Here is a 24,497-nt window from a genome sequence, read left to right on the forward strand (position 1 = left end):
TGATCAAGTGTAGGATCCGCCGGTAATGTTCAGTACGTGGCCGTTTACATAGTTGGACAGGGGAGATGCCAGGTAGAAGATCGCTCCTGCGGCTTCTTCCGGAGTACCCGCACGGCGCTGGGGAATCTGCATTTCGATCATCTGGCGGACTTTTTCCGGAATTCCGAGGGCAATGCCGTCGATGTTTTCCCCTTTTTCCTTGGCCTGGGTCAGACGGGTATCGATTAGGCCGAAAGCAACAGCGTTGCAATTGATGTTAAACTGCCCCCACTCCCTGGCAACCGCTTTGGTGAGACCGATTACACCTGCTTTGGCAGAAGAATAGTTGGCCTGCCCCACATTTCCCATAACGCCGGACACGGAGGACACATTGATGATCTTTCGGACGGATGGAGTCTGCCCCTGTTCGGCTTCTTCTTTGGCAGCCCCGACGAAATAGGGGGTCGCTTCCCGAATCAAACGGAAAGGAGCAATCAGGTGAACATCCAGCATGGCCTGGAATTGCTCGTCTGTCATTTTGTGAATCAGGCTGTCCCATGTATAGCCTGCGTTGTTTACCAGAATGTCCACACGTCCGAAGGCACCGACTGCTTCCTCAAACACCCGCTTGGGGAACCCGGGATCGGTTACACTGCCGACTACGGCGATGGCTTGACCGCCTTTTTCCTTAATGGCGGACACCACTTCCGTAGCAGGCCCCTCATCCAGATCGTTTATCACTACAGCTGCTCCGTGTTCCGCAAACATTTCAGCGGCTGCCCGGCCGACTCCCCGCCCGGACCCCGTAATAATCGCAACTTTTCCTTCCAGCATTCTCATTGTCCCTTCTCCTCCTCTGCCACTTCAAACTCGCCTTTCAGTTTGACTTCTCCGTTGGAATTCTGCGCCATAACTTCACACAGAAGCCGGGACTCCCCGCCAACAGTGATTCTTTCCATCACTTTGCCGTTCACTGTGATCTCCTCACCGGGCCGGGTCATGGCAACAAAACGCACCTTGAAACGCCGCAGGTTCTTACGGGGAAACCAAGTGGTAATCGCCTGACCGGCAAACCCCATGATCAGCATGCCATGGGCTATGACACCGCCCAAGCCTGCTTTTTCCCCAATCGGAACCACCGTATGAATCGGGTTAAAATCACCGGACGCACCCGCATACTTCACCAACTGGACATGGGTAATCTCTTCCTTTACAAGGGACGGCAGTTCCTGTCCGACCCCAATTGCTTGCATCTCTTGGCTCATCCTGCTTACCCCCTTTATCAAAAGCGTTCAATAACGGTAGAACGTGCAATCAGGACCGTTTCACCCCGTTGATTGGTGTAAACGGTTTCCATTGTCAGCAGGTTCATTCCACCGCTGGAGCTCGGTTTGGACACGGCATGGGTCACCTTCGACCTTGCGGTGATCTCATCTCCGGGATTGATTTCCACAAGGTATTCGTATTCCTGCTCTCCATGCAGCACCTTCAAGGGGTTCAGCTCCAAGGCCTCACAGATCTGAAAAAAGTCGCGGCCGCCCCACAAGTCAATCACTGTCGCAAACGTGGGAGGGACGGTCACATCCCGGAACCCTGCTGCAACAGCCTGCTCCCGGTCGGTGTAAATCGGATTGCCATCCCCGATCGCCTGCACAAACTCTTTGATCTTGCCCTGTTCCACCTGAAACGTATACGGTTCAAACTCTTGCCCGATAAACTTCTCAATGTCTTTCGTCATTTTTCCACCTCGCTCATTTTTGCCTGTCTTTCAGCCCATCTTACTGCTTATTCCCAATAAGGGATTCTGAGGTACTCTAGAGTCCCAGGTTTTTGGCGATAATGGTCTTCATAATCTCGTTGCTGCCCGCATAGATGGCGGCAACCGGCGTGTCGCGGTAACGGCGGGCAATCTCGTACTCCTCCATATAGCCGTATCCGCCGTGCAGCTGCAGACATTGTGCGGCGATCCGCTTGGCCATTTCGGTGGTCCACCACTTGCCCATGGAAACCTGCGTCACCACGTTTTTCCCCGCCATGTGATCGGCAATCAGCTGATCTACGAAGGCCCGGCTGACGGCGATTTCGGTTGCCATTTCCGCCACCTTGAACTGGGTGTTCTGGAACTTGCTGATCGGTTTGCCGAAAGCTTCCCGTGTCTTGACGTAGTCAATCGTGAGTTCCAGCATCCGCTCAGAACCGACAACCGCCCCGATGGCAACCAGCAGCCGCTCCTGTTGAAGCTTCTCCATCATGTAGTAAAACCCTTTTCCTTCCTGTCCCAGCAGGTTGTCCACAGGCACCCGGCAGTCTTCGAAAATCAGCTCGGCGGTGTCCTGGCTGTGTTGGCCGATTTTGTCCAGCTTCCGTCCACGACTGAAACCGGGTGTACCCCGTTCCACAAAAATCAGGCTGATGCCGTTATGCGGCGGATTGGCCTTTGGATCGGTCTTGCAGGCAACCATCACCAGATCGGCGTGGATTCCATTGGTAATAAACGTTTTCTGTCCATTCAGCACATAGTGGTCACCGTCACGGATCGCTGTGGTTCGGATCGCTGCCAAATCGGAACCTGCACCCGGTTCGGTCATGGCAATGGCGGTAATGGTGTCGCCGTTGGCACAACCGGGAAGCCAGCGCTGTTTTTGTTCCTCCGTTCCATAAGCGGTAATATAGGGAACCACGATTTCATTGTGCAGCGAAATACCGCCGAGACCTGCCCCCACCCGATCCAGTTCTTCGATGATTACGACCGAATACCCCCAGTCGGCGTTGGCACCGCCGTACTTCTCATCAATTCCGGGGCACAGATATCCTTGATCGGCCATCTTTTTCCAGAAAGAACGGGGCACGATCCGCTCTTTCTCCCATTGATCGTAGAAAGGCACCGCTTCTTTCTCAAGAAACTTTCGCAGCGTATTGCGGAACATCCTGTGTTCCTCCTTGAGGTACAGGTGACTCATGGATATACCCCCTATCCCAGTTCTTTTCCCACAATGGAAATAAACGACACGCACTGCCACGGGAAGCCGCCCAGGTTGTGAGTCAATCCGATCTTGGGATTCGGAAGCTGCCGCTTGCCCGCTTTGCCCTGGAACTGCAGGTACATTTCGTAGAGCATCCGCAATCCGCTGGCCCCAATGGGATGGCCGAAGGATTTCAGCCCGCCGTCCGGATTGACCGGCAGTTCCCCTTCCAGGTCAAACACGCCGTTCAGCACATCCTGCCAAGCCTTGCCTCGCTCACTGAAACCCAGATCTTCGTAGATCACGAGTTCTGTCGGAGTGAAACAGTCATGCACCTCCGCCATATCGATCTGCTTGCGCGGGTCTGTAATGCCCGCCTGCCTGTAGGCTTCTTTGGCGGCCATCACATTTTCCCGGATCGACGTGAAATCAAAATCCTGCCGAAGCACGCCATCTCCGGGACCAGCCGCAATTGTCAGCGCCTTTACATACATCGGATCTTTCCGGTATTTAGGGGCGTCCTCCGTCCTCACGATGATCGCGGCGGCCGCACCATCCGCCACGCCCGAACAGTCCATGATGCCAAGGGGAGCCGCCACCATTGGCGACTTGGCAATCGCCTCGAGGGGTACTTCACTTCTGAACTGGGCCTTCGGATTCAGCGACCCGTTCCGGTGGTTCTTCCAGGCGATCCGTGTCAGCACTTCCTTCCCTTTTTCCGGGTCCAATCCGTATTTGGAAAAATAGGCCGGTGCCAGGAACGAAAAGGCAGCCGGTGCGGTAATCGGAGGTGTTGTCCCGTCATTGGGCGGCTCCGCCACCGCCAATCCGCTGTAGCCGGAATCCTTCAGCTTCTCAACCCCAATGGCAAGCGCCATGTCATAAGCCCCGGAAGCTACCGCGTAACAAGCGTTGCGGAACGCTTCCGACCCGGTGGCGCACATGTTCTCGACCCGTGTTACCGGAATGTACTGCGTCTTTAAAGGCCCGGACAAGGTTAACCCGGACAACCCCGACGCAAAGGTTCCCAGCCAACAGGCGTCAATGTCGCTCGGTTCCACCCCGGCATCGGCAAACGCTTCGTAAGCCGCTTCCACCAGCAGGTCATCCGCGCTCTTGTCCCAGTGCTCGGCAAACCGGGTACACCCCATTCCAATAACCGCGACTTTATCTGTGATTCCTTTGCTCATGCTCTGCAACCCTCCTATACGGCTTCGCCTTCCAGAAATAGTTATGAATTCCTCCTGCCTGATACAATCTGCGGAAGGTCATTTCAAGCTCCATTCCGATTCGCACCTCAGCCGGGTCGCAATCGGTCACTTCACACATGATCCGTCCTCCGCCTTCGAAATCCACCACCGCGACAACTGTGGGAGGTGCGGGACTTGCAGCCAGGTAATCAATCGTGTAAGTCGCAATTCTTGCAGTCTTTCCATAGAAACGGTAGTCTTCCATCCTGTCTTTTGCTTGGCATTGCACGCACACACGCTGTTTCGGAAACTGCGGTGTGCCGCACTCCAGGCATTTGGAACCGTACAGGGCCAGGTTTTGGTGGTAATTCCGCTGCATGGCGGTCACGGAGGGTCTGGGTGTTTCCGGCCTTCGAGGGGGTTCTGCAGGAAGAACGCCTCTCCACTTCAGATAATCGGCATATCGGATGAGGTTGCTTTTTGACGCCAGATGTCCGGAGATACCTAACCGCCTGGGCAAACGTTCGATGGCAGCGGTGACTTCAAATACAATGGCATCGCTGCCCTCCCCAAAGCTGACAAAGAGAATCTTGTCGCCCGGCCTGGCTTGTTCAAGTGCAGCCACCAGCATCATGGGAGCATGTGCCGTCCCTGTCATGCCCACACTGTCCGTCAACGGGTCCTGGAACTGCTCCTTCTGGAATCCAAGCATCCCTGCAATGGCCATTTGCGCCTTGGGAGCCGGCCCCGCCATCACAATCCTGGAAAAATCGCCCGGCTGCATACCGGCGGTTTCCAGGACACCCCGTACGCTGGCACCCACCGTCTCCCCGTACACAGTCTGAACAAACCGCTCTTCCCAGGAGTGGACAAACTTGTCTCCCTTGTTTCTCCAACCGCCGATTTGCTCCCGGCTATGACTGTGAACGGCAACAGCCTTTGCAATAACGTCGTCGCCGGAGCCAAACAGAAACGCGGCTGCGCCATCCCCGAACAACTGCTCATTCTGCCCCTGGGGCGCTCCCAGTCGGCAGTCGGCGGTTACGGCCAGCGCTCCCTTCGCCCCCGCCCGCACCATATCAAGAGCAGATAACATGGCGGCTGAGGAAGCCCGAAGCGACCCGGTTACATCCGCGACCCGTACATTGCTTTTCAGATCAAGAGCTGCCGCAACTGTGCCTGCCGCCTGCTTCTCTTCGTAAGCAGCCGTTGTTGTCGCAAAGAATACCCCATCGACTTCCCTTCCGGCGAACTCCTGCAGACAATCCAATGCCGCATTGACCGACATGGACACGCTGTCCTCGTCAAAATTGGCCACTGCCCTCTCGCCGACCATGGCACGTTCGCCAAACGCCTCTGCCATCTTTTTCCGCTCCAGCCGGTAGTAAGGTATGTACGCCCCGTAAGAAACAATCCCTGCCACAGGCACCCCTCCCCAGAATCTTTTCGTCCTGTTTTTGAACCGAACGGTCGTTAGGTTTTTATATGAATTCATTCTACAACATGTATAGAAAAAATTGAATTGAAAAATGAATGATCATTCAATGCCATGTCCGAAAAATTTTTGACCTGAGTTGACTGGAAAGGCGTATAATTATGATTGAATATTTTTTCTATTGTTTCGATTACGAATTTTTGGGGAGGAATCTGCCATGATGAATTTTCCTTTGACACTCCGCTCTTTTCTGGAAAGGGCGGAAAAAGTATTTCCGAAGAAAGAGATCGTATCCCGTACAAGTGCAGGCATATTCCGCTACAATTATGCGGAATACGGCAATCGTACCCGCCGGCTGGCCAGTGTACTGGAATCACTCGGGGTTGAACGGGGAGAACGGGTGGGGACTTTCGCATGGAATCATCACCGTCACCTGGAGGTATATTTCGCAGTTCCTTGCATGGGCGCGGTTTTGCATACTATCAATATCCGTTTGTCCGGCGAACATATAGCCTATATCGTCAATCATGCGGAGGACAAGGTTTTGTTTGTGGATGAAGATTTGCTTCCCGCCATCGAAAAGGTCAAGGACCAATTGAAGACTGTAAAGGCGTTCGTAGTCATGACTGACAAGCCGGAACTTCCTCCTACCACACTTTCGCCTGTTTATTCTTATGAACAGCTTTTGGCTCAGGGGAATCCGAACTTTCAATTCCCGCAAGATCTGGACGAGAATGCTCCCGCAGGAATGTGCTACACATCCGCCACTACCGGGAACCCCAAGGGAGTTGTTTACACGCACCGAAGCACCTATCTCCATACCATGTGCCTGGGCCTTGCTGACACATTGGGGCTGTCGGAGGCCGATTGTCTGATGCCTGTCGTTCCCATGTTCCATGTGAACGCCTGGGGAATGCCCTTCGCAGCCGTCTGTTTTGGATCCAAACAAGTCCTGCCCGGACCCATGCCGACTCCCAATGTCCTGCTGGAATTGATTCAACAAGAGCGAGTAACCCTTACGGCAGGCGTTCCCACCGTCTGGCTTGGTGTCATGAAAGCCATCGAAGAAGGAAACTACGATCTGTCCAGCATCCGGGCAATTGTTTGCGGAGGATCGGCAGCCCCCCGCAGCCTGATTCACACTTATGAGAAAAAATATGGCATCCCCTTCCTGCACGCATACGGCATGACAGAAGCCAGCCCGGTGGTGACCGTATCCCGCTTGAAGAGCTACCAAAAAGGACTGTCAGACGACGAAATGCTCGACATTCGTTCCAAGCAGGGTCTGCTGGTACCGGGGCTTGAAATGAGGGTAGTGGGGCAAACGGGGGAAGATGTGAACTGGAACGGACAGGAAATGGGCGAATTGCTGCTTCGCGGCCCCTGGATTGCCGATGAATATTACAGGGACGAACGATCGAGAGATACTTTCGTTGACGGATGGTACCACTCAGGTGACGTGGCGGTCGTCGATGAAGAAGGAACGATCAAGCTTGTGGACCGCACGAAGGATCTGGTGAAGAGCGGAGGTGAATGGATTTCTTCCGTGGATCTGGAAAATGCGTTGATGGCTCACCCGGCCGTATTTGAGGCCAGCGTTGTCGGCGTGCCCCACCCCAAGTGGGATGAGCGCCCGATCGCTTTCGTGGTCCTGAAAGAAGGATTCAAAGGCAAAGTTGCGAAAGAAGAATTCTTCACCTACCTGCAAGAACGATTTGCCAAGTGGTGGGTGCCGGACGATGTGATCTTCCTCGATGAGATTCCGAAGACATCCGTGGGCAAGTTCCTGAAACGGGCGCTTCGCTCCCAGTTCCAGGATCATTTTGCTTCCTGACGATAGATGGGCTGCCTCTCTAAGTAGTTTTTACTGCTTGAGGCAGTCCCTTATGTTCTGTGATATATAATCGAATTATGGGTAATAATGGGGGGTGGTTGATTTCGTTGGCAAGTGTCAAACGGTGGACAGTACGATTTTCGAGCATAGCAGAAACGAAAAAATAATTAGGACCCAAGGAGCTGATTCATTATGACATTGCGATTGACCCCCTATTTAATGATGGACGGAAATGCAAAGGAAGCTATCCAATTTTACGAAAAAGCATTGGATGCCAAAGTTCTCTTTCTCCAAACTTTCGGAGAGATGCCGGAAAACCCCGAATTTCCTTTACCAGCAGATGCAAAGGATCGTGTCGCACACGCAATGTTAAAAGTTGGCGAAACGGACCTTATGCTTTCTGATACGTTTCCAGGTCAACCCCATCAACAGGGAAATCAAGTTACCATTTGTATTTCAACTAACGACATGGAAAAATCAAAACAAATTTATGAAGCCTTGCAGCAAGACGGTCAAGTGAACATGCCGCTGCAAGAAACATTTTTTAGCCCTGCTTACGGTATTGTAACCGACAAGTTCGGTGTAACCTTCCAAATTTACACTGAGGGACATCAATAATGCAATAAAACGGCTCTGTTCGCATCGTTTGCGACGGAGCCGTTCTCCGTTTGTCTTAGGATTTCTACAAGTAAATAGGTATCTACCGAAAACAGCAAAAGGACATTCTTCACAAAATCAGGGTTTATACATATGTTCATTACTTTTTACCTATGCGGGTGATGTTAGCTCGAAGGGATTTCCCCTAAATTGTTCAACAAAATGCCCCGTTCAACAAAACAAGCTTCCTATATGGCAGCCTTCGTTTGTGTTTTCAACTGTCAATCCCCGTTGAACAAATAATAGGCTACTGCTGCAACTATCTCCATCCCCGCAGCACTATTAAGAAGTAAGGCAATCTTGGAAGGTTATTTCGTGCAGTTGTTTATCAACTGCTGGATTAACATTAACGCACCACCTCTGGAAAGCAGTTCATCATTTTCTATCGCATCACTTTTGTATTGCACTCAACGTGGTGAATGGGGGCGCCAATCTCCGTCTCTTTCCTGATTCTTGAGGCAATCAGTGTTCCCGCTGCGATGGCAATCGCCCCAAACAGGAATGCACTGCGGAAACCTCCAAGATGGTCAATGATCCATCCGGCCGCCCCGGGTCCAATCAATTGTCCAACCGCAAAAAACACCGTTGCATACCCCAAGGACACACTGATCAGTGGTGGCGGAACCTGTTCAGTGGCAGTGGCTTGAATCAAGGACAGCATTCCCCCTATCGTTACTCCCAAAACGAACTGACCTGTAACAAAACCCGCGGCGCTGGGAGTTGCCACAGGGATTAGGATCCCCGCAATCATCGCCCCGGATGACATCAACAGCGCCAACCTTCTTCCAATCCGGTCCGAAATGATTCCCCAGAGTGGACCGCTCCAAATGGACAAGAAGCCCCCCAACGCAACCACCCAGCCGGCCAGAACCGGATCCATTGAATATTCCAGCATAAAGCCCGGCAGGAATGTCATGGGAATCATATAGGAAGTGCCTGCAAAAAAGTACACAACAGCGGTAAGAAGTACCTGTTTGTTCTTGTATACCAGATCGATGGAGTTAAGCTGGGGTCTTTGAGTGGTGACGGCAGACTGGGGCGGGTCTTTCAAAATCACGAATGCCCAAACGGTTGTCACAAGCGCAAAAAATCCAAACAGGGCCCAAACCGCACGCCAACCTGATCCGGGAACCATTTCAATCACAATGGGAACGACACTGCCGGCGATCAGTGTACCAATCCCGGCACCGCTGGACATAAACCCGATTACCGTCCCTCTGCGCCGGGGAAACCAGGCGACCAAAAGCGCAATCAGGGGGGTAAAGATAAGAGCCGTTCCCGCACCCGCAACAAACATCATCACAAGCGCCCCCTCGAAAGAAGGGACCCAGGAAAGGCACAGCAGGCTCACCGTGATCAAAAACCCGCCAATGACAATGACCTTCTTTGCTCCCCAACGGGCGGCAAGCAGTCCTGCAAACACTACCACACCCAGATACCCGAGGGCGGTGGAAGTTCCCAGCATGCCTGCCTGGGAATAACTCAGTTCCAGACCATCCCGCATGAACGGCATAACAATGCCGTATGCCATTCTTGCAAATCCCAACGCGGTTACATTCAACAGAATTCCAGTTATCACATACAGCCAGATCCGCCTGTCTTGGCCCACTCTTCCACCGCCTTCTAAAATGAATATTCATTCATTATCATTCTATGTTTCTGAATATTCTACAATGCCGATCTTATATCCTTCCCCACTCCCCTTCCATATGTTTTATAATCAAAGAATGAAGCGCACTCCGAAAGCGGAAGTGAAACGAATGGACAGAAAAAGGTATTTCAAGGGGGATGGACAATGAGAAACCGGGTTTGTGAACTGTTGGGAATTCAGTATCCGATCATTCAGGGGGGATTGGCCTACGTGGGCAATGGAGCGCTGGCCGCCGCCGTGTCCAACGGGGGCGGCTTCGGCCAGGTAGGAACGGCTGGGCGCTCTCCCGAGAACTTCAAGGAACAGGTTCGCATTGCTGCCGAATCGACCGACAAACCTTTTGGAGTCAACCTTCCGGTCAGTGAGCATTCCGACAACACGCCCTACATTGAAGCAATCCTTGAGGTGAAGGACAAACTGACCGCCATCAGCCTGTCTGCCGGCAACCCGAAGCCGCTGGTTCCCCTGTTCAAACAGGCCGGACTGAAAATCATGATCATGACCGCATCTGTCAAACATGCGTTAAAAGCGCAGGAACTTGGCGCTGATCTGGTCATCTGCGAAGGATTTGAAGCGGGAGGGCACAACAGCCCCCTGGAGATGACACTTTTCAGTTTGATTCCGCAAGTATCCAGGGAATTGCAGGTTCCCGTGGTGGCGGCTGGCGGTATTGCCAATGGGCAGGGCGTAGTTGCCGCATTCGCACTGGGGGCTGAAGGGGTGCAGTTGGGAACCCTGTTTGTGGCGACAAAGGAATGTGAAGCTCATGACAACTACAAGAAGCTGCTGATCGAGGCAAAAGACGATGCCACCATGGTAATGGAACGAAGTATCGGGCGGGTCACCCGAGTCCTGAAATCCCCTTTCGCGCAAAAGATTCTGGAATTTGAAAAGACCCGGCCCACCGTGGAAGAACTCCTCCCCTACATATTGGGAAGGAACAACCGGGTGGCGGCCATAGAAGGACGGATTGAGGAAGGATGGATGAATTGCGGACAAGGCGTGGGATTGATTGATACTATTGACAGTGCCGCCGATGTGGTTCGCAGATTGGCCCGGGAAGCACGGGAAGTGTCTGCCAATCTGGACATTCTTCAGAACGTATTTGCAGAATAACAGGTATCCATTGCAAAGCGAGGTCTCCTTTGAGGTCCTCGTTTTTTGCATGCAATCCCCTATCATTCCCGGTTTTTGGATCTGAGAGGTTTATATTTTCCCAAATTGGTCAATTCTAGTTCCTGTAATACCAATTTGGGAGGAGAAACTGAAATGTTGAGATCGAAAGGTTTTCTGTTTCCGGGATTACTGACTCTGTTGTTAATGCTGTTTCAACCGTTTGTTTCTGTCTCTTATGCAAAACCCTTGTCAATGGGCGAGGAAGACGGCAGGGAGGCATCATCCCAGGCATCTGGCACGGCACTTGCTTCCCGCTCGGGCAGTTTGAAAAATGATCATTTTTTTGTGACATACAAGGTAAAAGCAGGTGATACCCTGTTTGAACTGGCCCGGCAATTCCAAACCGACGTGAATTCGCTAATGGCCTTCAATAACATTGCGGATCCGCGAACGCTGCGAATCGGCCAGATCCTGACCATACCCAAAGAGCGGAAACAAGCCGAGTCTTCCACCCCCATGAGCGTGGACAAGGTATTGACTTTTCACCTGACTGCCTATACGGCAGGTCCGGAATCCACAGGAAAGTATCCGGGACATCCGGCATACGGGATTACATCATCGGGTAAACGCGCCACAGAAGGACGGACCATTGCGGTTGACCCGCGTGTCATTCCTTACGGAACCAAAGTATACATTGAAGGAGTGGGAATCCGGACTGCGGAAGATACGGGTGGAGCCATCAAGGGGAACCGGATTGATGTCTACATGGAGAACCTTGGACAAGCGATTCAATTTGGCGTGAAAAAGGATGTGCGAGTCTACATTCTGTCATCGCCAAACTCCTAATCAAAGCAAGGTTTATACTACTACTTATTGGACAAAATGATAAATGCGCCCAGCACACATATATTAAACTACACACTCAGGATGAAAGACGGAAAGGAGTAACCAAAATGGTGACGATTGAACGCGTAGTGAGGTCGGAACAAAAGGGCCGCGTCATCTACCAAGGAAATCTTATGTCACACCATGCGGATGCATTGTCAACCATTCCCCTGTACAACAACCCGGACGGGACAGGATATCAGCGACCATTTGACAGTGCCCGGGCTTTATCTTACGCAGAGTACCTGCAGCAGGACGACGCCTGTTTGACCCCGATCATTTTGAATGCGGATGGCAAATGGACGTTCGAACCTTATGACAATGCCTCACCTGATTTTGGGAGACTGGTCTGCCAAGGCCCCGCTCGAGTGATTGACGGACAACACAGGTTGGGGGGAATTGACAAGTATCACCGGCAACTGAACAACAACCAGCCTTTGCCAGTGCCGTTCCTCGCATTTCATGTGTTGTATCCGGAAGAGGAAGTATCCATTTTTGACACGATCAACACCAATCAGGTGGGACTTACCAAATCCCTGCTTGTCTATCTCAAGCGGGACAGGGAGGAATATGCCCGTATTGCCATCGACCTGGCGGAACGGTCCGACTCGCCCTTCTATAATCTGGTCGTGGTGGTTACAAAGAAAACAACGGATCGTCCCTTCACCCTTGATCATTTGAAGCGGGCAGTTGAGCTTATGATTCAGGGAACCCCTCTGGAAGAATTGAGTCTGGAGAAAAAACGTCTTGCAATTATGGTCTACTTCCGCGAGATTGCCCGCGTGTTCGAGGAAGCCTGGAATTCCAAAACCGCCTTCAAATTGCGCAGCGTTATGGGCTTAATGAGCTGTGCCATGGTTGGCCGCAACATCCTGGAAGCAGCCTGGCACCCCGACAAGGAATGGATCGATGAAGGCGAAGTGAAGAAACTGGTGTGGAAGATGCATTCCTTCGATTGGTCGAGAACCGGCCAGATTCGCTACGCGTCGGGTATCCCCGGTCAGCGGTATGTATCCCAGGTACTGAACTACATGGTGTTTGGAGTGCCGGTGAAAGCAAGAGAACCCGTAGCCAGTCCGAAATTTACCATCGAAGATCAGGTAGGGTAACCACCAGCCTGTTTTCACAATGCATCAATGATATCACTGGCGATGAGGGCGTTCATGCCCCGGCGGGAGGCCGCCTGGTCACCTGCCTGCCCGTGCAGATAGACTCCCGCACAGGCAGCTTGTGTCGCATTATACCCTTGGGCCAGCAGGCTGCCAATCATACCGGTCAGCACGTCACCGGCCCCGCCGGTGGCCATGCCCGGATTGCCTGTAGTATTAATGTAAGCCGCTCCTTCGGGAGTGGCTATTACCGTTTGGGCTCCTTTCAGAACCAGGGTCACCTGATGAGCTTCAGCGAATTGCCGGGCCGCCTCAATCCGGTTCGCCTGCACTTCGCGAACCGGCACGTTCAGAAGCCTGGCCATTTCCCCGGGATGCGGTGTCAAGACAGTGGGCGCTTTGCGGACGGGCCAACGGTTAATAACGCCCGCCAGCATGTTCAATGCATCCGCATCCAGAACCAGCGGACACTCCGCCCCTTCCCAAAGGGTTTGAAGCCACTGCGCCCCTTTTTCAAACTGCCCGAGTCCGGGACCGACGGCCACTGCATCTTTTCCATCCGCAAGGGAGAGCAGCGCCTCCGGAACAACGGAGCCCCATTGTCCCGTCCCGGCATCGGGCAACCCTGACAGCATCACTTCCGGCAAATGGCCAGTCAATGGTCCCATTAAACTGTCGGGAACTGCCCATGTAACAAGGCCACAACCGGTGCGAAGCGCTGCTTTCGAGCAAAGCAGCCCGGCCCCTGTCATTCGCCGTGAACCTGCCGCAACCAACAGATGGCCGTATGTGCCTTTGTGCGTATCCTTATTCCTCGGAAGCGTCGGGTCCACCCCCAGACGCTCCTTCAGTGTGCCTTCGGTGATCAGAAATGTCCGAACCCCCAGTCTGTCCGCAAATTCGGGGCGAATTCCAATTGCCGCAACTGTAGTCTCCCCCGCCGCCCCGGTTCCCGGGTACTGGACAAGTCCCCTTTTCATAAATGCAATGGTAACAGTCCGTACAGCTCGGATACAGGGATCGCCAACTGCACCCGTGTCAGCATCCAAACCGCTTGGGATGTCAATGGAGAGGATTGGCAGTCCGCTTGCATTCGCTTCGTTGATGAGTGAAGCGTAAGGCTCTTTGGGAGCTCCTTTCGTCCCCGTTCCCAACAGACCGTCAATAACCCCGTCATAGGAACGCCAGTCCAATGTGTTTGGCTGATACTTCGTAACAGAGATTCCCAGCTTCTGCAGAATGTCCCGTTGAATCGCTGCGTCTCCCGTCAAGAATTGGGGGGACTCGGCATAAACGACGTGAACATGGTGGCCCCATTCTGAGAGGTGCCGGGCGACGGCGGCCGCATCTCCCCCATTGTTCCCTTTTCCCGCAAGAATCAGCCAGTTCTTCAACTGCCCTTGAGCATGGGCGTGCGCCTCCTTTGCCACCGCCTGTGCCGCATTCTCCATCAACACAATCGAGGGGATGCCAATGGTTTCGATCGTATACCGGTCAAGCTCGCGCATTTCGCGGGAAGTCACGACATGCATAGTTTCACCTTCAACCTTCAAATTCTCTTTATTAAAATTTCTCTTTATTGAAATGGCTCGGGCAGCCAGTTTCTGCTGATGATGGTTTTGCCTGTTGAATTCAGGGTTGCCGGGTCATAACTGAAACCTCCATGCTGTTTGGCAAGACTGATCAGTTCAAGTACCTCCCGGCCCGCATCGAAGCAGACAGGGCGGCTTTCCTCGTCGGCCACCACCCACGCCCCTTTGCCGCTGTCCATGATCCGTTTCAGGGCAGGGCTGTTTTTTGCATAAATTTCCATTCCAAAGATCGGTTTTTCCCCCGACTGCGCTTCCAGACCGCGGCTTACCAGATACAGAATCGACTTGCTGTAATAGGGGACGGAGGCATCCGATCTTTCCAGCTTATCACTTAAAGTATATAGGAAAAAACGTTTCAATAGGTAATGGTCAACGGCCCGTACATAGGCATCTTCAAATTGCTGCACCGTACAGGCTGGCGCATACAATGTGCAGGTGATTCCCTTGAGATAAGGATAGAAGTCCCCTTTTCCTTCCAGCAGCTGTTTCAAAAAGGTGTACAACACAATGGATCCGGCACTGTGGCCCACCAGGTGGATCTCCGCGTGCAGACCCGCTTTTTTCAATGCTTTTGAAAGCAGAAGCACAAAGTGCCAGCCGCCACCATGACTGGCAAACACTTGCATCCCCCTGCGTTTCATGGCTTCCCATGGTCCCGGGAATAACTTTGCCGCTTCTTCAATCAGTTCATCCACAATCGTGTCCACGACTTTATCCATGACCGCCATCTGCCGGAAATTTTCCGCCACCGACCTTTGCAGATGGTCTTCCAAAGCTTGTTGAAGGGATGACTCCCATATGAAAAAAACGGGATAGATGCCATTGGCAAGAAACGTCCGATACCGTTCCCGAATCCCTTCCCACGCCACCGTTTCCGGGACCAGCCCTCCGTGACAGTAAAACATGAGCCGGTGAGGCGCAGGCCTTTGCCGAAAGAAAGCAACAATGTTCTGAACCATGCGTTTCAACTGTCCCTCCGAACTCTGAAAAATTCCCGTCTTCGACAGTTGTCCGTCCGCTTCCGTATTTACAATAAAGTTGGCCAAATCCTCAGGAACATGAATCTGGTTCTTGCTCCTCCTGCCGCCAAGCCATCTCATGCCGATCCCCTCCCTGACAACATTTTATTCTTTCAAGGTAAAAAAAAGAAAACCCCCGACCATGAACTTGTCATGCATCGGGGGATTCCGATCTCAAACTTTTGCTACCGGTTTAATTTTTTGTTTAAAGCCGCCAGGTTCTCTTCGCTGTGTTTCAACCACTTTTTCATCTGATCCTCAAACGAGTTGAATCCCGGTTGTTTCCCCGTTTGTTTCTGCGGCCGGCGCCCCGTTCTTTCTGCTGCCGGCTTTGGTGTTGCTTCTTTGATCGACAACGAAATTTTGCCGGTATCCGGGTCAATCGATACCACCTTTACTTTTACAGTCTCGCCCACTTTAATGTGCTCATTGATGTCTTTCACATACGAATGGGACACTTGCGAGATATGGACCAGTCCCTGCCGGTTTTCGTCCACTTGTACGAAAACGCCAAAAGGTTTGACTGATACCACGCTACCCTCAATGATACTTCCTGGTTCAATTGCTGCTGGCATTCAAACACTCCTCAACCATTGTTCTCAAACATAACAGACTTCTATAGTGTACCCGAAAAAACCCATGATCTCCACAAAAGAAGATCATGGGTTTTCCTGGTTATTCCGTTTTCTTGCGAAACGCGAAAATGCCGATCAGGATGAAAGCGGTGATGATAATTCCCCATTCCAGGTAAACAGAGTATTGCGAAACTGCCTCATCAATGCCTCCCCAATGCGCAAACTTACGCATTTCTTGCCTCCGTCAGGTCCACTGGCTGCAAGCGAGCCACTTTGATTACTTTGGACATGTTTAGCGCGAACACGATTGTGGCAAGAACAGTTATGCCCCCTGCCCATCCGCGCATGACCAGGTACGGCCGGATTGCTTCCCGGATGCTGTAGAAATTCTCCCCTTCCATGGAGCCCTGCACCAATCCTGCAATGGTGAGCGGAACAAACATGCCGAGGAAGCCAATCATGACAAGCCAGAAATGGAGGTTTGCCATCTTGGCGTTATAACAATCTTTGCCCCAGTACGACTGTACCAGCCAGTAGACGAATCCGAAGCAGCCGAAAGAGATGAATCCTAGCAGCGCCAGGTGAGCGTGACCCACTACCCACTGGGAAGCGTGCGTGAAATCGTTGATGACGCGAATGGACTGGGCAGAGCCCTGCAAACAGTTCATCACATAGAAAATCATTGTGGCGATGATGAATTTGCCGGGAACGCCAATCGGTTTCTTGCTGTTGCGGATGCTTACCGTAATAATGTAGAACCAGATGAATGTCGGGATCAACATGCCGACGCTGGTCCACTCGCCGGCGGTCTTCCAGAACTCGTTTACCGGAGCTTCTTTATAAAGCAGGTGGTGAAGAACGGACGGCGGAATAAAGAACGCCACACACCAGAAATGGATCTTGCTCAATATTTCCGGATAAGGCTGATTCTTGCCTTCGAGTCCGGTCATCTTCGGTACGATATAGTAGAAAATCCCTTGCAGCCCGAACATGAACCAGCCGTTGACTTCATTGTGCGCAAAGCTCCAGATCGACAGATTGTCGCGGACACCGGTCCAGGGAATCAGGTTCGACCAGACAAAGGTCAGTCCCAGATACAGAATCGACAGGACCATAAAGTTCAGAGCCGGTGAAAAATGGGGAATATCCCCTTTAAAAACGGTCATGATAATATTTGCAAAGAAGATGACCCAGATGACAACTACCGCCAGATCGATGGGAAGAATCGGTTCCATGTATTCCTTGCCTGTGGTCATGCCCATTAACAGGGTCACAGCCACCAGTGCAATTCCCACATGCATCAGCCAGTAATGCAGATTGCCCAATTTCTGACTGTACAAATCCCGTTTCACGATTCGAGGGATAATGTGATACATCCCTCCCATCAGGGCCATGGACAACCAACCGAAGATTATGACCTGCAGGTGGATTCCCCGCAATGCCACAAAGTTAAGCGCCTTCGGCACAGAATCGGGTGACACCAACGCAATGCTCATGATGATACCGGCCAACGCTACCACGATCAGATAGAAAGCGCTGGTCAGCAGAAATTTTTTCGCAACATTGTCCGCATGGGTATAGCGGATCACGTTTTCCATAACATCCCCGCCTTTCTTGAATTCATATGCAAAATCTACCGTTTTTCCTGCACTTTCATCTCGCTCAGCCACTTGGCCAGGGTTTTGATTTCCTCATCTTTCAGTTTTCCTTCATAGGCAGGCATGATGGCCGTGCCCTTGCGGATGAACATCTCAATGGCCTGTTCATTCAAACGCAGGCCGACACTGTCAAACGTCGGTCCCGTAACTTGCCCTTGCTGTCCCCGGTAACTGTGGCAGGAGTAGCAGCCTGCCGTTTGGAACAGCACATGGCCCTTCTTTTCAATTTCCGAATTGCCCCAGAACGGTGCCCCGTGATTTTCCGGGAGTCCGGCATCAACGGTTGTGAAAGCGGTTACAAAGAACAAGAGCAGAAACAACACACCGCCGCCGACGTAAATCAGAAAATTCTTCATGTCACATAGACCTCCTTTTTATGCTGGTTGTTATTGGTTTACGTAGAACACGCTTTTTGTCTTTTCCAGTTCCCTCCCTTCCTCATCCAGAAGACGGATCAAAATCATCCGGCGTCCGCTGTCTGCCGCAGTTTCCGGAGATTGAACGGTCACTTTTTCCTCGTGCCGGTTGATGGGTCCCACCAAAAATTTGCTCGGAGTGATTGGATATGGCATGGGACCTGTTTGATCCATCGATTCCACAATCAGGGTGAATTCCTGGTATTCCTTGGTCCGGTTTGTAATTTTGATGTTATATTCATTAACCGGATTTCCCGAAGCTGTTGAGCCGGAAGCAGCCGCCACCGCGCCCGGGTTCAACGGTGTGACTGACAGTTCCACGCCGTTGTCTGTTGCGATTCCGTAAGCCATAACCAGCGCCAATGAGGCACATATCCCGGCAAAAATGCCTGACATGCCGTCAAATAGCCGGGTGGACGGTTTGTCTTTTTCGATGGGAGTAAAGTTCATGGATAACGAATTGACGGAGCCCTTTGCAACACCCTTGGCCGCCAGCTTCTCCGCTTTCACCCCGCAGGCCACCACACATTCCATGCAGCTGATGCAGGAATCCGTCCTGGTGAGCTGCCTCGGCGCCAGTTTCATCGGACATGCCTTCTCGCACAGTCTGCAGTCTATGCACTGGTCGGGATCAAAGGTAATTCGCAGCGCATTGTTTTTTTGTGCCCACTTCTGCAGCATCCCGTAAGGGCAAATCGAATGGCAGAAACTGTGGCGGATCACCAGCAGATCAAGCAAACCGAATACGCTGAATTTGATCCCCAGGACCCAGAACCAAACCGGCGCCCCTTTTGTCAACCAGCCCCACATGGTTGAGGGAGCGACAAAATAGGAGACAAGCATCGCGTAAAACGCCCACATGACAGGGATTACCACCAGGAAACGAAACAGGAGATTGGTGAGCAGTTTGGCTTTCTTTCCCGTGATTTTTTCTTTTTTGAACTTGTTGATGACGTTTACCAGAGTCCCGCCAAACTCCGACCAGGTGGTTTGAAAGCAGAGCCAGCCGCAGAACAGCCTCCCGAAGCTCCTGGCAAACATGGCAAGCATTACCACGCTGAGGGCAAAGGCAACCACCACAAGATAAAGCTGGTTGACAAAGAAGTACTGCCGGAACAACACAAAGTACCCTTCCCCAAGATCCATGCGAAACAGGTCAAAGACGGGTATCAGCACCAATGCGATCAGAAACAGGACCTGTGTGCATCTTCTCAATCGACGGGTCATCATACTTTTGTACATGGTCAGTCCCCTCCGCAACCAGATTTCGCTTGCCCTTTCCCTGTATCGTAGTTGGCAACCATTGTTAGAGTTGTTGAGTTTATAATAAAAAGGGGCTTGTGGCCCAAGTGTGACGTAAGTCACTCAATTCTCATCGTTCATAAAACGATCACACCGATTGGAATGAAACCGATCAGTCGATTACTCCAAAAAAAGAAACGCACCTTTCGGTGCGTTTATTCTAAATTTGAAATAAGTTCATCATATATGGCTGCGGTAGCCAGCCGGATGGTTCCTATGCCAATTCCACGCGCTTTCGATTATTTGTTCCAGACTGTCATACTTCGGTTTCCAGCCCAGTTCGGACTTCGCCTTGCCGGAAGAGGCCACCAGGACAGCGGGATCTCCCGCCCGGCGCGGGCCCATCTGTGCCGGGATGGGGTGGCCCGTGATCCGGCGAGCCGTTTCAATGACCTGTTTGACCGAGAAACCGGTTCCGTTCCCCAAGTTGTAGATGCCGCTTTCGTTGGTCTCCCTTAACCGCTTCAAGGCAAGCCAATGGGCGTTGGCCAAATCCATGACATGAATGTAATCCCGGATACAAGTTCCGTCCTCGGTCGGATAGTCATCGCCAAAAATCGAAACATGTTCCCGCTGCCCGAGTGCAACTTGCAGGATAATGGGAATCAGATGCGTTTCCGGATCGTGATCCTCCCCGATTCGTCCGTCCGGATGGGCGCCCGCCGCATTGAAATACCGCAGGGAAACGGATTTGGTCCCATATGCCTGTTCACACCATTTCAGCATTTTCTCAATCGCCAGTTTGGTCTCGCCATAGGGATTGGTAGGTTCTGTCGGGTCTGTCTCCCGGATCGGGATCCGCTTGGGTTCCCCGTAGGTGGCCGCCGTTGAGGAGAACACGATTCTTTTCACGTTGTGTTCCTTCATCTTCGACAGCAATCTTTGTGCCGCCACCACATTGTTGTCGTAGTATTTCAAGGGATCCTGCACACTCTCGCCAACCAGGGAATCAGCCGCAAAATGCACCACCGCGTCAATGTCATGGCGCGTAAAGATCTGATCCAGCAGTTGCGGATCGCGAATGTCCCCCTGATAAAATGTATCGGCCAGCACTGCGCCGGAATGCCCTTTTTGCAAATTGTCCAATACGATTACATCCTCACCCGAGGCCAGCAACTCCGCCACTGTGTGGCTGCCGATATACCCAGCTCCCCCCGTAACCAAAACTGACATGCACAGACCTCCTTGACAGGTAACAGCATTCAAATACGTCCATTTCTTCTTTGAGTATATCTTCCCTGCAATTGCCGGACAACCACCGGAGTGTTTGGTGTGTTTGGAAGTGAACAGACTGAAAAGTTTGATATAATGAAGGTACGAAAGGAGGTAATGAAAAATGAAGAAAGAAAAACCTGAAGAAACCGTTAAGGAAGAACGTCTTACCTACGAGGACTACGCCGCTCTTCCGGATGTGGAAGGGGTTCGCTACGAACTTGTGGATGGAGTCCTGGAACTCCTGACCCCCAGCCCGACTTCAAAACATCAGATGATCAGTGCCCGTATGCAGTTTCTCCTGACCCAAACTTGCGATGAAGATTATCTTATTCTCGATGCACCGATGGACGTAATCTTGTCCCCTTATGAAGTTCGGCAGCCGGATCTTATCATGGTTCATCGAAGCCGCATCTCCATCGTTTCCAAAAGGGGCATTGAGGGTCCGCCGGATCTGGTGGTGGAAATCCTGTCTCCCTACTCAGTCAAGAGGGATAAGGTGGGCAAGCTGAAAACCTACGAAAAATATGGGATCCCCGAGTTCTGGATCGTGGAAGCATCCGGTACTTATCTGGAGCAATATGTCTTGAAGGATACCAAGTACGAACTGGTGGAAGTATTCACCGGGGAGGAACCGGTTCGATCCGAACGCTTGCCCTGCGTATCTTTCACCATGAATGACATCCTCAGCCGGATTCCCGATCTGCCCGATTAACATGGATTGCGGGGAAAAAGGGGCCATCTCCCCCAAAAAAGAGGCTGCCTCACTGTGAGACAGCCCGGAATCCGGGTCCTAAAGGTTAAACACCACAATCCGCTCTTCCGTCATTTTCTCAATTGCATACTTCGGCCCTTCCTCGCTCCAGCCGCTTTTTTCTCGCTGATCATCGGCCCGATGTCCGTCTCCGGATCGTAAGGATCGCCCAGTTTCAGCTTGTGTGTTTCCGCCACCAGTTTCTCCTTGAATTCTGCTTCCACATCAGGATTTAATTCTTGCCATCATAGACACCTCGTTTGTGAGAAGTTATTCTGCCAACCTTAATAAAAAATCCGAAATGTTTATGTATCGCCTCCCGTTTCGATCTAAAATCTCATTTAATGAATTCCGGTTATTTCATGCAAAAAAAGCACATTCTCAAATGAGAAAGTGCTTTTAAATCCAGGGGCAACTTACTTCCCACAAATATACCGCGCCACATGCACACCTGCAGCCGAAGCCTGGGAGCCAGACCGCGGGTAATGCCTGCGCCGTCTCCTACCGTAAACAACCCTTGAATCTCCGTTTCGAACTTGTCGGTCAGTTTCGGACGGGCGCTGTAGAATTTCGCTTCCACACCGTAGAACAGCGTGTGTTCCGAGGCGATCCCCGGAGTCACTCTGTCCAGCGCCTCCATCATCTCAATCAGGGACTTCATCGTGTTGTAAGACAGCACCAGGCCAAGGTCGCCCGGAACCGCCTCTTTCAGAGTAGGTTCGATAAACCCTTCGCGGATCCGCTTCTCGGTGGAACGATTGTCCAATACGGTTACATCCTCACCGGAGGCCAGCAACTCCGCCACTGTATGGTTGCCGATATAACCCGCTCTTCCCGTAACCAAAACTGACATGAATGAACCTCCTCGCTAGGAGACGGCAAGTCAGTTTATCGAGTCTTTTGACCAATTCCACAATGCCGGCCGGCTGGTGGAAACCGCAATCGCTCCCGCCTCAAACAACATCGGCAACTCGTCCGTGCGGTCGATAAAACCTCCCAGAATGACTTCCGTCCCGGTTTCTTCTTTGATGTGCCTTAACTTGGGATACGAGAAACTTGGGAGCAGTTCAATATAATCCGGCTTGCAGTTAATGGCTGTATTTACAACAGTTTTTAACGAATGGGAATCCAGCAAGAATCCCCGCTGTACAGTTGTCAGACCGTATTTTTTTGCAAACAGAAGACTGGAGGTTCTTGTACTAATGATTCCGTCCACCTTGATCTCTTTGGCCAGAAAATGGATGGATGCCTCATCTTCTTTTATTCCCTTGATCAAATCCATGTGGAGGTAGATCTTTTTTTTGTTTTTCTTTACGCTCTCAACAATATTTCGCAGATGAATGATTTCCCCTTCCAACAGAAAAATCGTGTCGGAAGGGGCCGCTATGGCTTTTTCCAGATCTTTAAAACCTCTTACCGCCGGAATGACTGCATTCTTATTCATAAGCCGGACCACCTTTACCTATTCCATAATAATAGTCACGAATAGAATGATCCTATGTTCTGACATGGGACTTCAGCTTCTACACGAATTCAATTGCAGCCTCATATTCTTCCATGAATTCCCGTAAACGGACATTCTTTTCCCCGTCATCCCATTGAAAATTACGGGCCATTTCTTCCAAAACCGCCACATAGCGATCTGCCAATGCATCTCTCTCAAAAAACAAATTCCCTGTTCTCCGAATCAAGAAATCGGTAAGATGGGCAACCATTTCATGTTCGATTCCGTAGGTCAATTCAGCTAATGTCATGAGCATTTGAGGAGGTTGTGAGTTCCCTTCGTCATACTGCTCTTCCGCAATTTGCAGGATTCTGACGGTGTTGGATCCGTATTTCCCCACCAGGGAACGAATGTGATTCTCCTCCAATCCGAATCTCTGTCCCACTTCGGTCAGTTTAGCTACAAAATCCGGGATCTGATCGGGGGACGAAAAGTCTCCCCCGGAAAGAGTAATACGGTCCGTAAAACAGGGTTTGAAAATTCGGCCTTCTTCCTGTGCAAGTACATTGGCAACATAGTCCACCACTCGCTCCGCCATTTTGCGAAACCCTGTCAACTTGCCTCCGGCTATGGTGATCAATCCGGTCGGCGAGTGGAAAATTTCGTCTTTGCGAGACAGTTCGGAAGGTGATTTCCCGTCCTCGTGGATCAAGGGCCGAAGTCCTGCCCAACTCGAGGTGATGTCATCCTTCGTTATATGCACGGAAGGGAACATATTGTTAACCGCCTCCAACAAGTATTCTACGTCAGTGGCGGAAACCCTCGGTTTCTCCAGATTGCCGGAGTATGTCGTATCGGTGGTGCCAATGTAGGTGGATTCATCCCTTGGAATCGCAAAGATCATGCGTCCATCCGGCACATCAAAGTACACCGACTGCCGCAAAGGCAATCTCCGGTGAGGAACGACCAGATGAACCCCCTTCGTGAGATGAAGGCGTTTGCCATAAAGGGACTTGTCTTTATCCCTTAGTTTATCAACCCAGGGACCTGCAGCATTTACGATATTTTTTGCGTATATATCATACGTTGTGCCATGGATCAAATCCTTTACTCTTGCTCCAACAATTTTCCCATCTTCGTAAATGAACTCGGCTGCCTCGGCATAATTCACGCACAAAGCCCCATGGGAATTGGCTGTTTTCATCACTTCGATGGTCAATCGGGCGTCATCGGTTCTATATTCAATATATAGCCCGCTTCCTTTAAGAATATCTTTGCGAAGCAAAGGCTCCAGTCTTTCCGTCTCTTCTTTTGACAACATAACACGCCGTTCTTCTTTTTTCACCCCCGCTAACCGGTCGTATACCCACAACCCGAAAGAGGTGGCCCATTTCCCAAAAGTACCGCCTTCCACCAGCGGCAACAACATTTTTTCGGGAATGACTAAATGAGGTGCGTTTCGGTACAGAATATCCCTTTCACGGCCTACCTCCTGCACCAATCGGATCTCTCCCTGCTTAAGGTAACGAAGCCCTCCGTGAATCAGTTTGGTTGAGCGGCTGCTTGTACCGGCCCCAAAATCCTGCTTTTCCACCAACCCCACTTTCAATCCCCGGGAAGCTGCATCAAGGGCTATTCCCGCTCCGGTTATTCCTCCACCGACCACCAGCAAATCCAATGGTGCACAGGACATTTCTTCCAGCCTT

Annotated in this window: 24 protein-coding genes and 2 pseudogenes; 6 read left to right on the forward strand and 20 right to left on the reverse strand. The window is 51.5% G+C overall.

Annotated elements, in window-relative coordinates; genetic code table 11:
- Positions 1-3: 3 nt before the first annotated feature.
- The 6 genes from EFBL_RS00280 to EFBL_RS00305 all read right to left on the reverse strand — a co-directional run bounded on the left by EFBL_RS00280 (position 4) and on the right by EFBL_RS00305 (position 5,555).
- Positions 4-819, reverse strand: coding sequence for an SDR family NAD(P)-dependent oxidoreductase (locus EFBL_RS00280; protein WP_096180119.1), 816 nt, complete (start codon positions 817-819; stop codon positions 4-6).
- Positions 816-1,244 (reverse strand): MaoC/PaaZ C-terminal domain-containing protein, encoded by a 429-nt coding sequence (locus tag EFBL_RS00285; RefSeq protein ID WP_231705621.1) that lies wholly within the window; start codon positions 1,242-1,244, stop codon positions 816-818. The genes EFBL_RS00280 and EFBL_RS00285 overlap by 4 nt, the downstream gene beginning before the upstream one ends.
- A 17-nt stretch (positions 1,245-1,261) precedes the next feature.
- Positions 1,262-1,717, reverse strand: coding sequence for a MaoC family dehydratase N-terminal domain-containing protein (locus EFBL_RS00290; protein WP_096180120.1), 456 nt, complete (start codon positions 1,715-1,717; stop codon positions 1,262-1,264).
- Between the two features lie 76 nt (positions 1,718-1,793).
- Positions 1,794-2,939 (reverse strand): acyl-CoA dehydrogenase family protein, encoded by a 1,146-nt coding sequence (locus EFBL_RS00295; protein ID WP_096180122.1) that lies wholly within the window; start codon positions 2,937-2,939, stop codon positions 1,794-1,796.
- Positions 2,940-2,950: 11 nt separating this feature from the next.
- Positions 2,951-4,132, reverse strand: coding sequence for an acetyl-CoA acetyltransferase (locus EFBL_RS00300; RefSeq protein WP_096180123.1), 1,182 nt, complete (start codon positions 4,130-4,132; stop codon positions 2,951-2,953).
- The gene (locus EFBL_RS00305; protein ID WP_096180124.1) at positions 4,110-5,555 is read right to left on the reverse strand and encodes an OB-fold domain-containing protein; all 1,446 of its coding nucleotides are present in this window, start codon (positions 5,553-5,555) and stop codon (positions 4,110-4,112) included. The genes EFBL_RS00300 and EFBL_RS00305 overlap by 23 nt, the downstream gene beginning before the upstream one ends.
- 229 nt (positions 5,556-5,784) lie before the next feature.
- On the opposite strand from EFBL_RS00305, the gene EFBL_RS00310 reads away from it, so the two are divergent.
- Both EFBL_RS00310 and EFBL_RS00315 read left to right on the forward strand, forming a co-directional pair.
- The gene (locus EFBL_RS00310; protein WP_096180125.1) at positions 5,785-7,401 is read left to right on the forward strand and encodes a long-chain fatty acid--CoA ligase; all 1,617 of its coding nucleotides are present in this window, start codon (positions 5,785-5,787) and stop codon (positions 7,399-7,401) included.
- A 192-nt stretch (positions 7,402-7,593) separates the two neighbouring features.
- Complete coding sequence (locus tag EFBL_RS00315; RefSeq protein WP_096180126.1) at positions 7,594-8,019, forward strand: VOC family protein; 426 nt, start codon at positions 7,594-7,596, stop codon at positions 8,017-8,019.
- 421 nt (positions 8,020-8,440) lie between these two features.
- Here the strand turns inward: EFBL_RS00315 and EFBL_RS00320 are convergent, their stop codons facing one another.
- The gene (locus tag EFBL_RS00320) at positions 8,441-9,667 is read right to left on the reverse strand and encodes an MFS transporter (protein WP_096180128.1); all 1,227 of its coding nucleotides are present in this window, start codon (positions 9,665-9,667) and stop codon (positions 8,441-8,443) included.
- Between the two features lie 186 nt (positions 9,668-9,853).
- Between EFBL_RS00320 and EFBL_RS00325 the strand changes: the two genes are divergently transcribed.
- The 3 genes from EFBL_RS00325 (at position 9,854) to EFBL_RS00335 (ending at position 12,819) form a co-directional block, all read left to right on the forward strand.
- The gene (locus tag EFBL_RS00325; protein WP_096180129.1) at positions 9,854-10,825 is read left to right on the forward strand and encodes an NAD(P)H-dependent flavin oxidoreductase; all 972 of its coding nucleotides are present in this window, start codon (positions 9,854-9,856) and stop codon (positions 10,823-10,825) included.
- Between the two features lie 153 nt (positions 10,826-10,978).
- Entirely contained in the window at positions 10,979-11,671 is a 693-nt protein-coding gene (locus tag EFBL_RS00330; protein WP_096180130.1) for a 3D domain-containing protein, read from the forward strand.
- Positions 11,672-11,778: 107 nt separating this feature from the next.
- Positions 11,779-12,819: a DGQHR domain-containing protein gene (locus tag EFBL_RS00335; RefSeq protein WP_096180132.1), complete on the forward strand. Its 1,041-nt coding sequence runs from the start codon at positions 11,779-11,781 to the stop codon at positions 12,817-12,819.
- Between the two features lie 14 nt (positions 12,820-12,833).
- On the opposite strand, the gene EFBL_RS00340 is transcribed toward EFBL_RS00335, so the two are convergent.
- The 8 genes from EFBL_RS00340 to galE all read right to left on the reverse strand — a co-directional run bounded on the left by EFBL_RS00340 (position 12,834) and on the right by galE (position 20,554).
- The gene (locus tag EFBL_RS00340; protein WP_096180133.1) at positions 12,834-14,351 is read right to left on the reverse strand and encodes an NAD(P)H-hydrate dehydratase; all 1,518 of its coding nucleotides are present in this window, start codon (positions 14,349-14,351) and stop codon (positions 12,834-12,836) included.
- A 44-nt stretch (positions 14,352-14,395) separates the two neighbouring features.
- Positions 14,396-15,511 carry a hypothetical protein gene (locus tag EFBL_RS00345; RefSeq protein WP_096180134.1) on the reverse strand — a complete coding sequence of 372 codons (1,116 nt, stop codon included), beginning with the start codon at positions 15,509-15,511 and terminating at the stop codon, positions 14,396-14,398.
- A 104-nt stretch (positions 15,512-15,615) separates the two neighbouring features.
- Positions 15,616-16,005, reverse strand: coding sequence for a CvfD/Ygs/GSP13 family RNA-binding post-transcriptional regulator (locus EFBL_RS00350; RefSeq protein ID WP_096180135.1), 390 nt, complete (start codon positions 16,003-16,005; stop codon positions 15,616-15,618).
- A gap of 100 nt (positions 16,006-16,105) precedes the next feature.
- On the reverse strand, positions 16,106-16,237 hold the full coding sequence (locus tag EFBL_RS21585) for a hypothetical protein (RefSeq protein WP_269432666.1): 132 nt from the start codon (positions 16,235-16,237) through the stop codon (positions 16,106-16,108).
- Positions 16,230-17,603, reverse strand: coding sequence for a cbb3-type cytochrome c oxidase subunit I (locus tag EFBL_RS00355; RefSeq protein ID WP_096180136.1), 1,374 nt, complete (start codon positions 17,601-17,603; stop codon positions 16,230-16,232). The genes EFBL_RS21585 and EFBL_RS00355 overlap by 8 nt, the downstream gene beginning before the upstream one ends.
- A gap of 35 nt (positions 17,604-17,638) precedes the next feature.
- Complete coding sequence (locus tag EFBL_RS00360; RefSeq protein WP_096180137.1) at positions 17,639-18,019, reverse strand: c-type cytochrome; 381 nt, start codon at positions 18,017-18,019, stop codon at positions 17,639-17,641.
- 30 nt (positions 18,020-18,049) lie between these two features.
- Positions 18,050-19,321: a 4Fe-4S dicluster domain-containing protein gene (locus EFBL_RS00365; protein ID WP_096180138.1), complete on the reverse strand. Its 1,272-nt coding sequence runs from the start codon at positions 19,319-19,321 to the stop codon at positions 18,050-18,052.
- 240 nt (positions 19,322-19,561) lie between these two features.
- Positions 19,562-20,554, reverse strand: coding sequence for a UDP-glucose 4-epimerase GalE (galE, locus tag EFBL_RS00370; RefSeq protein WP_096180139.1), 993 nt, complete (start codon positions 20,552-20,554; stop codon positions 19,562-19,564).
- A 163-nt stretch (positions 20,555-20,717) separates the two neighbouring features.
- Between galE and EFBL_RS00375 the strand changes: the two genes are divergently transcribed.
- Positions 20,718-21,308, forward strand: a complete 591-nt coding sequence (locus EFBL_RS00375) for a Uma2 family endonuclease (RefSeq protein ID WP_096180140.1) — start codon at positions 20,718-20,720, stop codon at positions 21,306-21,308.
- A gap of 110 nt (positions 21,309-21,418) precedes the next feature.
- Here the strand turns inward: EFBL_RS00375 and EFBL_RS20200 are convergent, their stop codons facing one another.
- From EFBL_RS20200 to EFBL_RS00390, 5 genes and pseudogenes are all read right to left on the reverse strand, one after another.
- Positions 21,419-21,544 carry a hypothetical protein gene (locus EFBL_RS20200; protein WP_207907590.1) on the reverse strand — a complete coding sequence of 42 codons (126 nt, stop codon included), beginning with the start codon at positions 21,542-21,544 and terminating at the stop codon, positions 21,419-21,421.
- Positions 21,545-21,763: 219 nt separating this feature from the next.
- A pseudogene (locus tag EFBL_RS00380) lies at positions 21,764-22,104 on the reverse strand (FAD-dependent oxidoreductase); the annotation flags it as partial.
- A gap of 30 nt (positions 22,105-22,134) precedes the next feature.
- A pseudogene (locus EFBL_RS21760) lies at positions 22,135-22,200 on the reverse strand (hypothetical protein); the annotation flags it as partial.
- Positions 22,201-22,230: 30 nt separating this feature from the next.
- Positions 22,231-22,791, reverse strand: a complete 561-nt coding sequence (locus EFBL_RS00385; protein ID WP_096180141.1) for a glycerol-3-phosphate responsive antiterminator — start codon at positions 22,789-22,791, stop codon at positions 22,231-22,233.
- A gap of 79 nt (positions 22,792-22,870) precedes the next feature.
- Complete coding sequence (locus EFBL_RS00390; protein WP_424955038.1) at positions 22,871-24,484, reverse strand: glycerol-3-phosphate dehydrogenase/oxidase; 1,614 nt, start codon at positions 24,482-24,484, stop codon at positions 22,871-22,873.
- Between the last annotated feature and the right edge of the window lie 13 nt (positions 24,485-24,497).

Origin of the sequence: Effusibacillus lacus (genome assembly GCF_002335525.1) — a bacterium.
GTDB classification, from domain to species: domain Bacteria; phylum Bacillota; class Bacilli; order Tumebacillales; family Effusibacillaceae; genus Effusibacillus; species Effusibacillus lacus.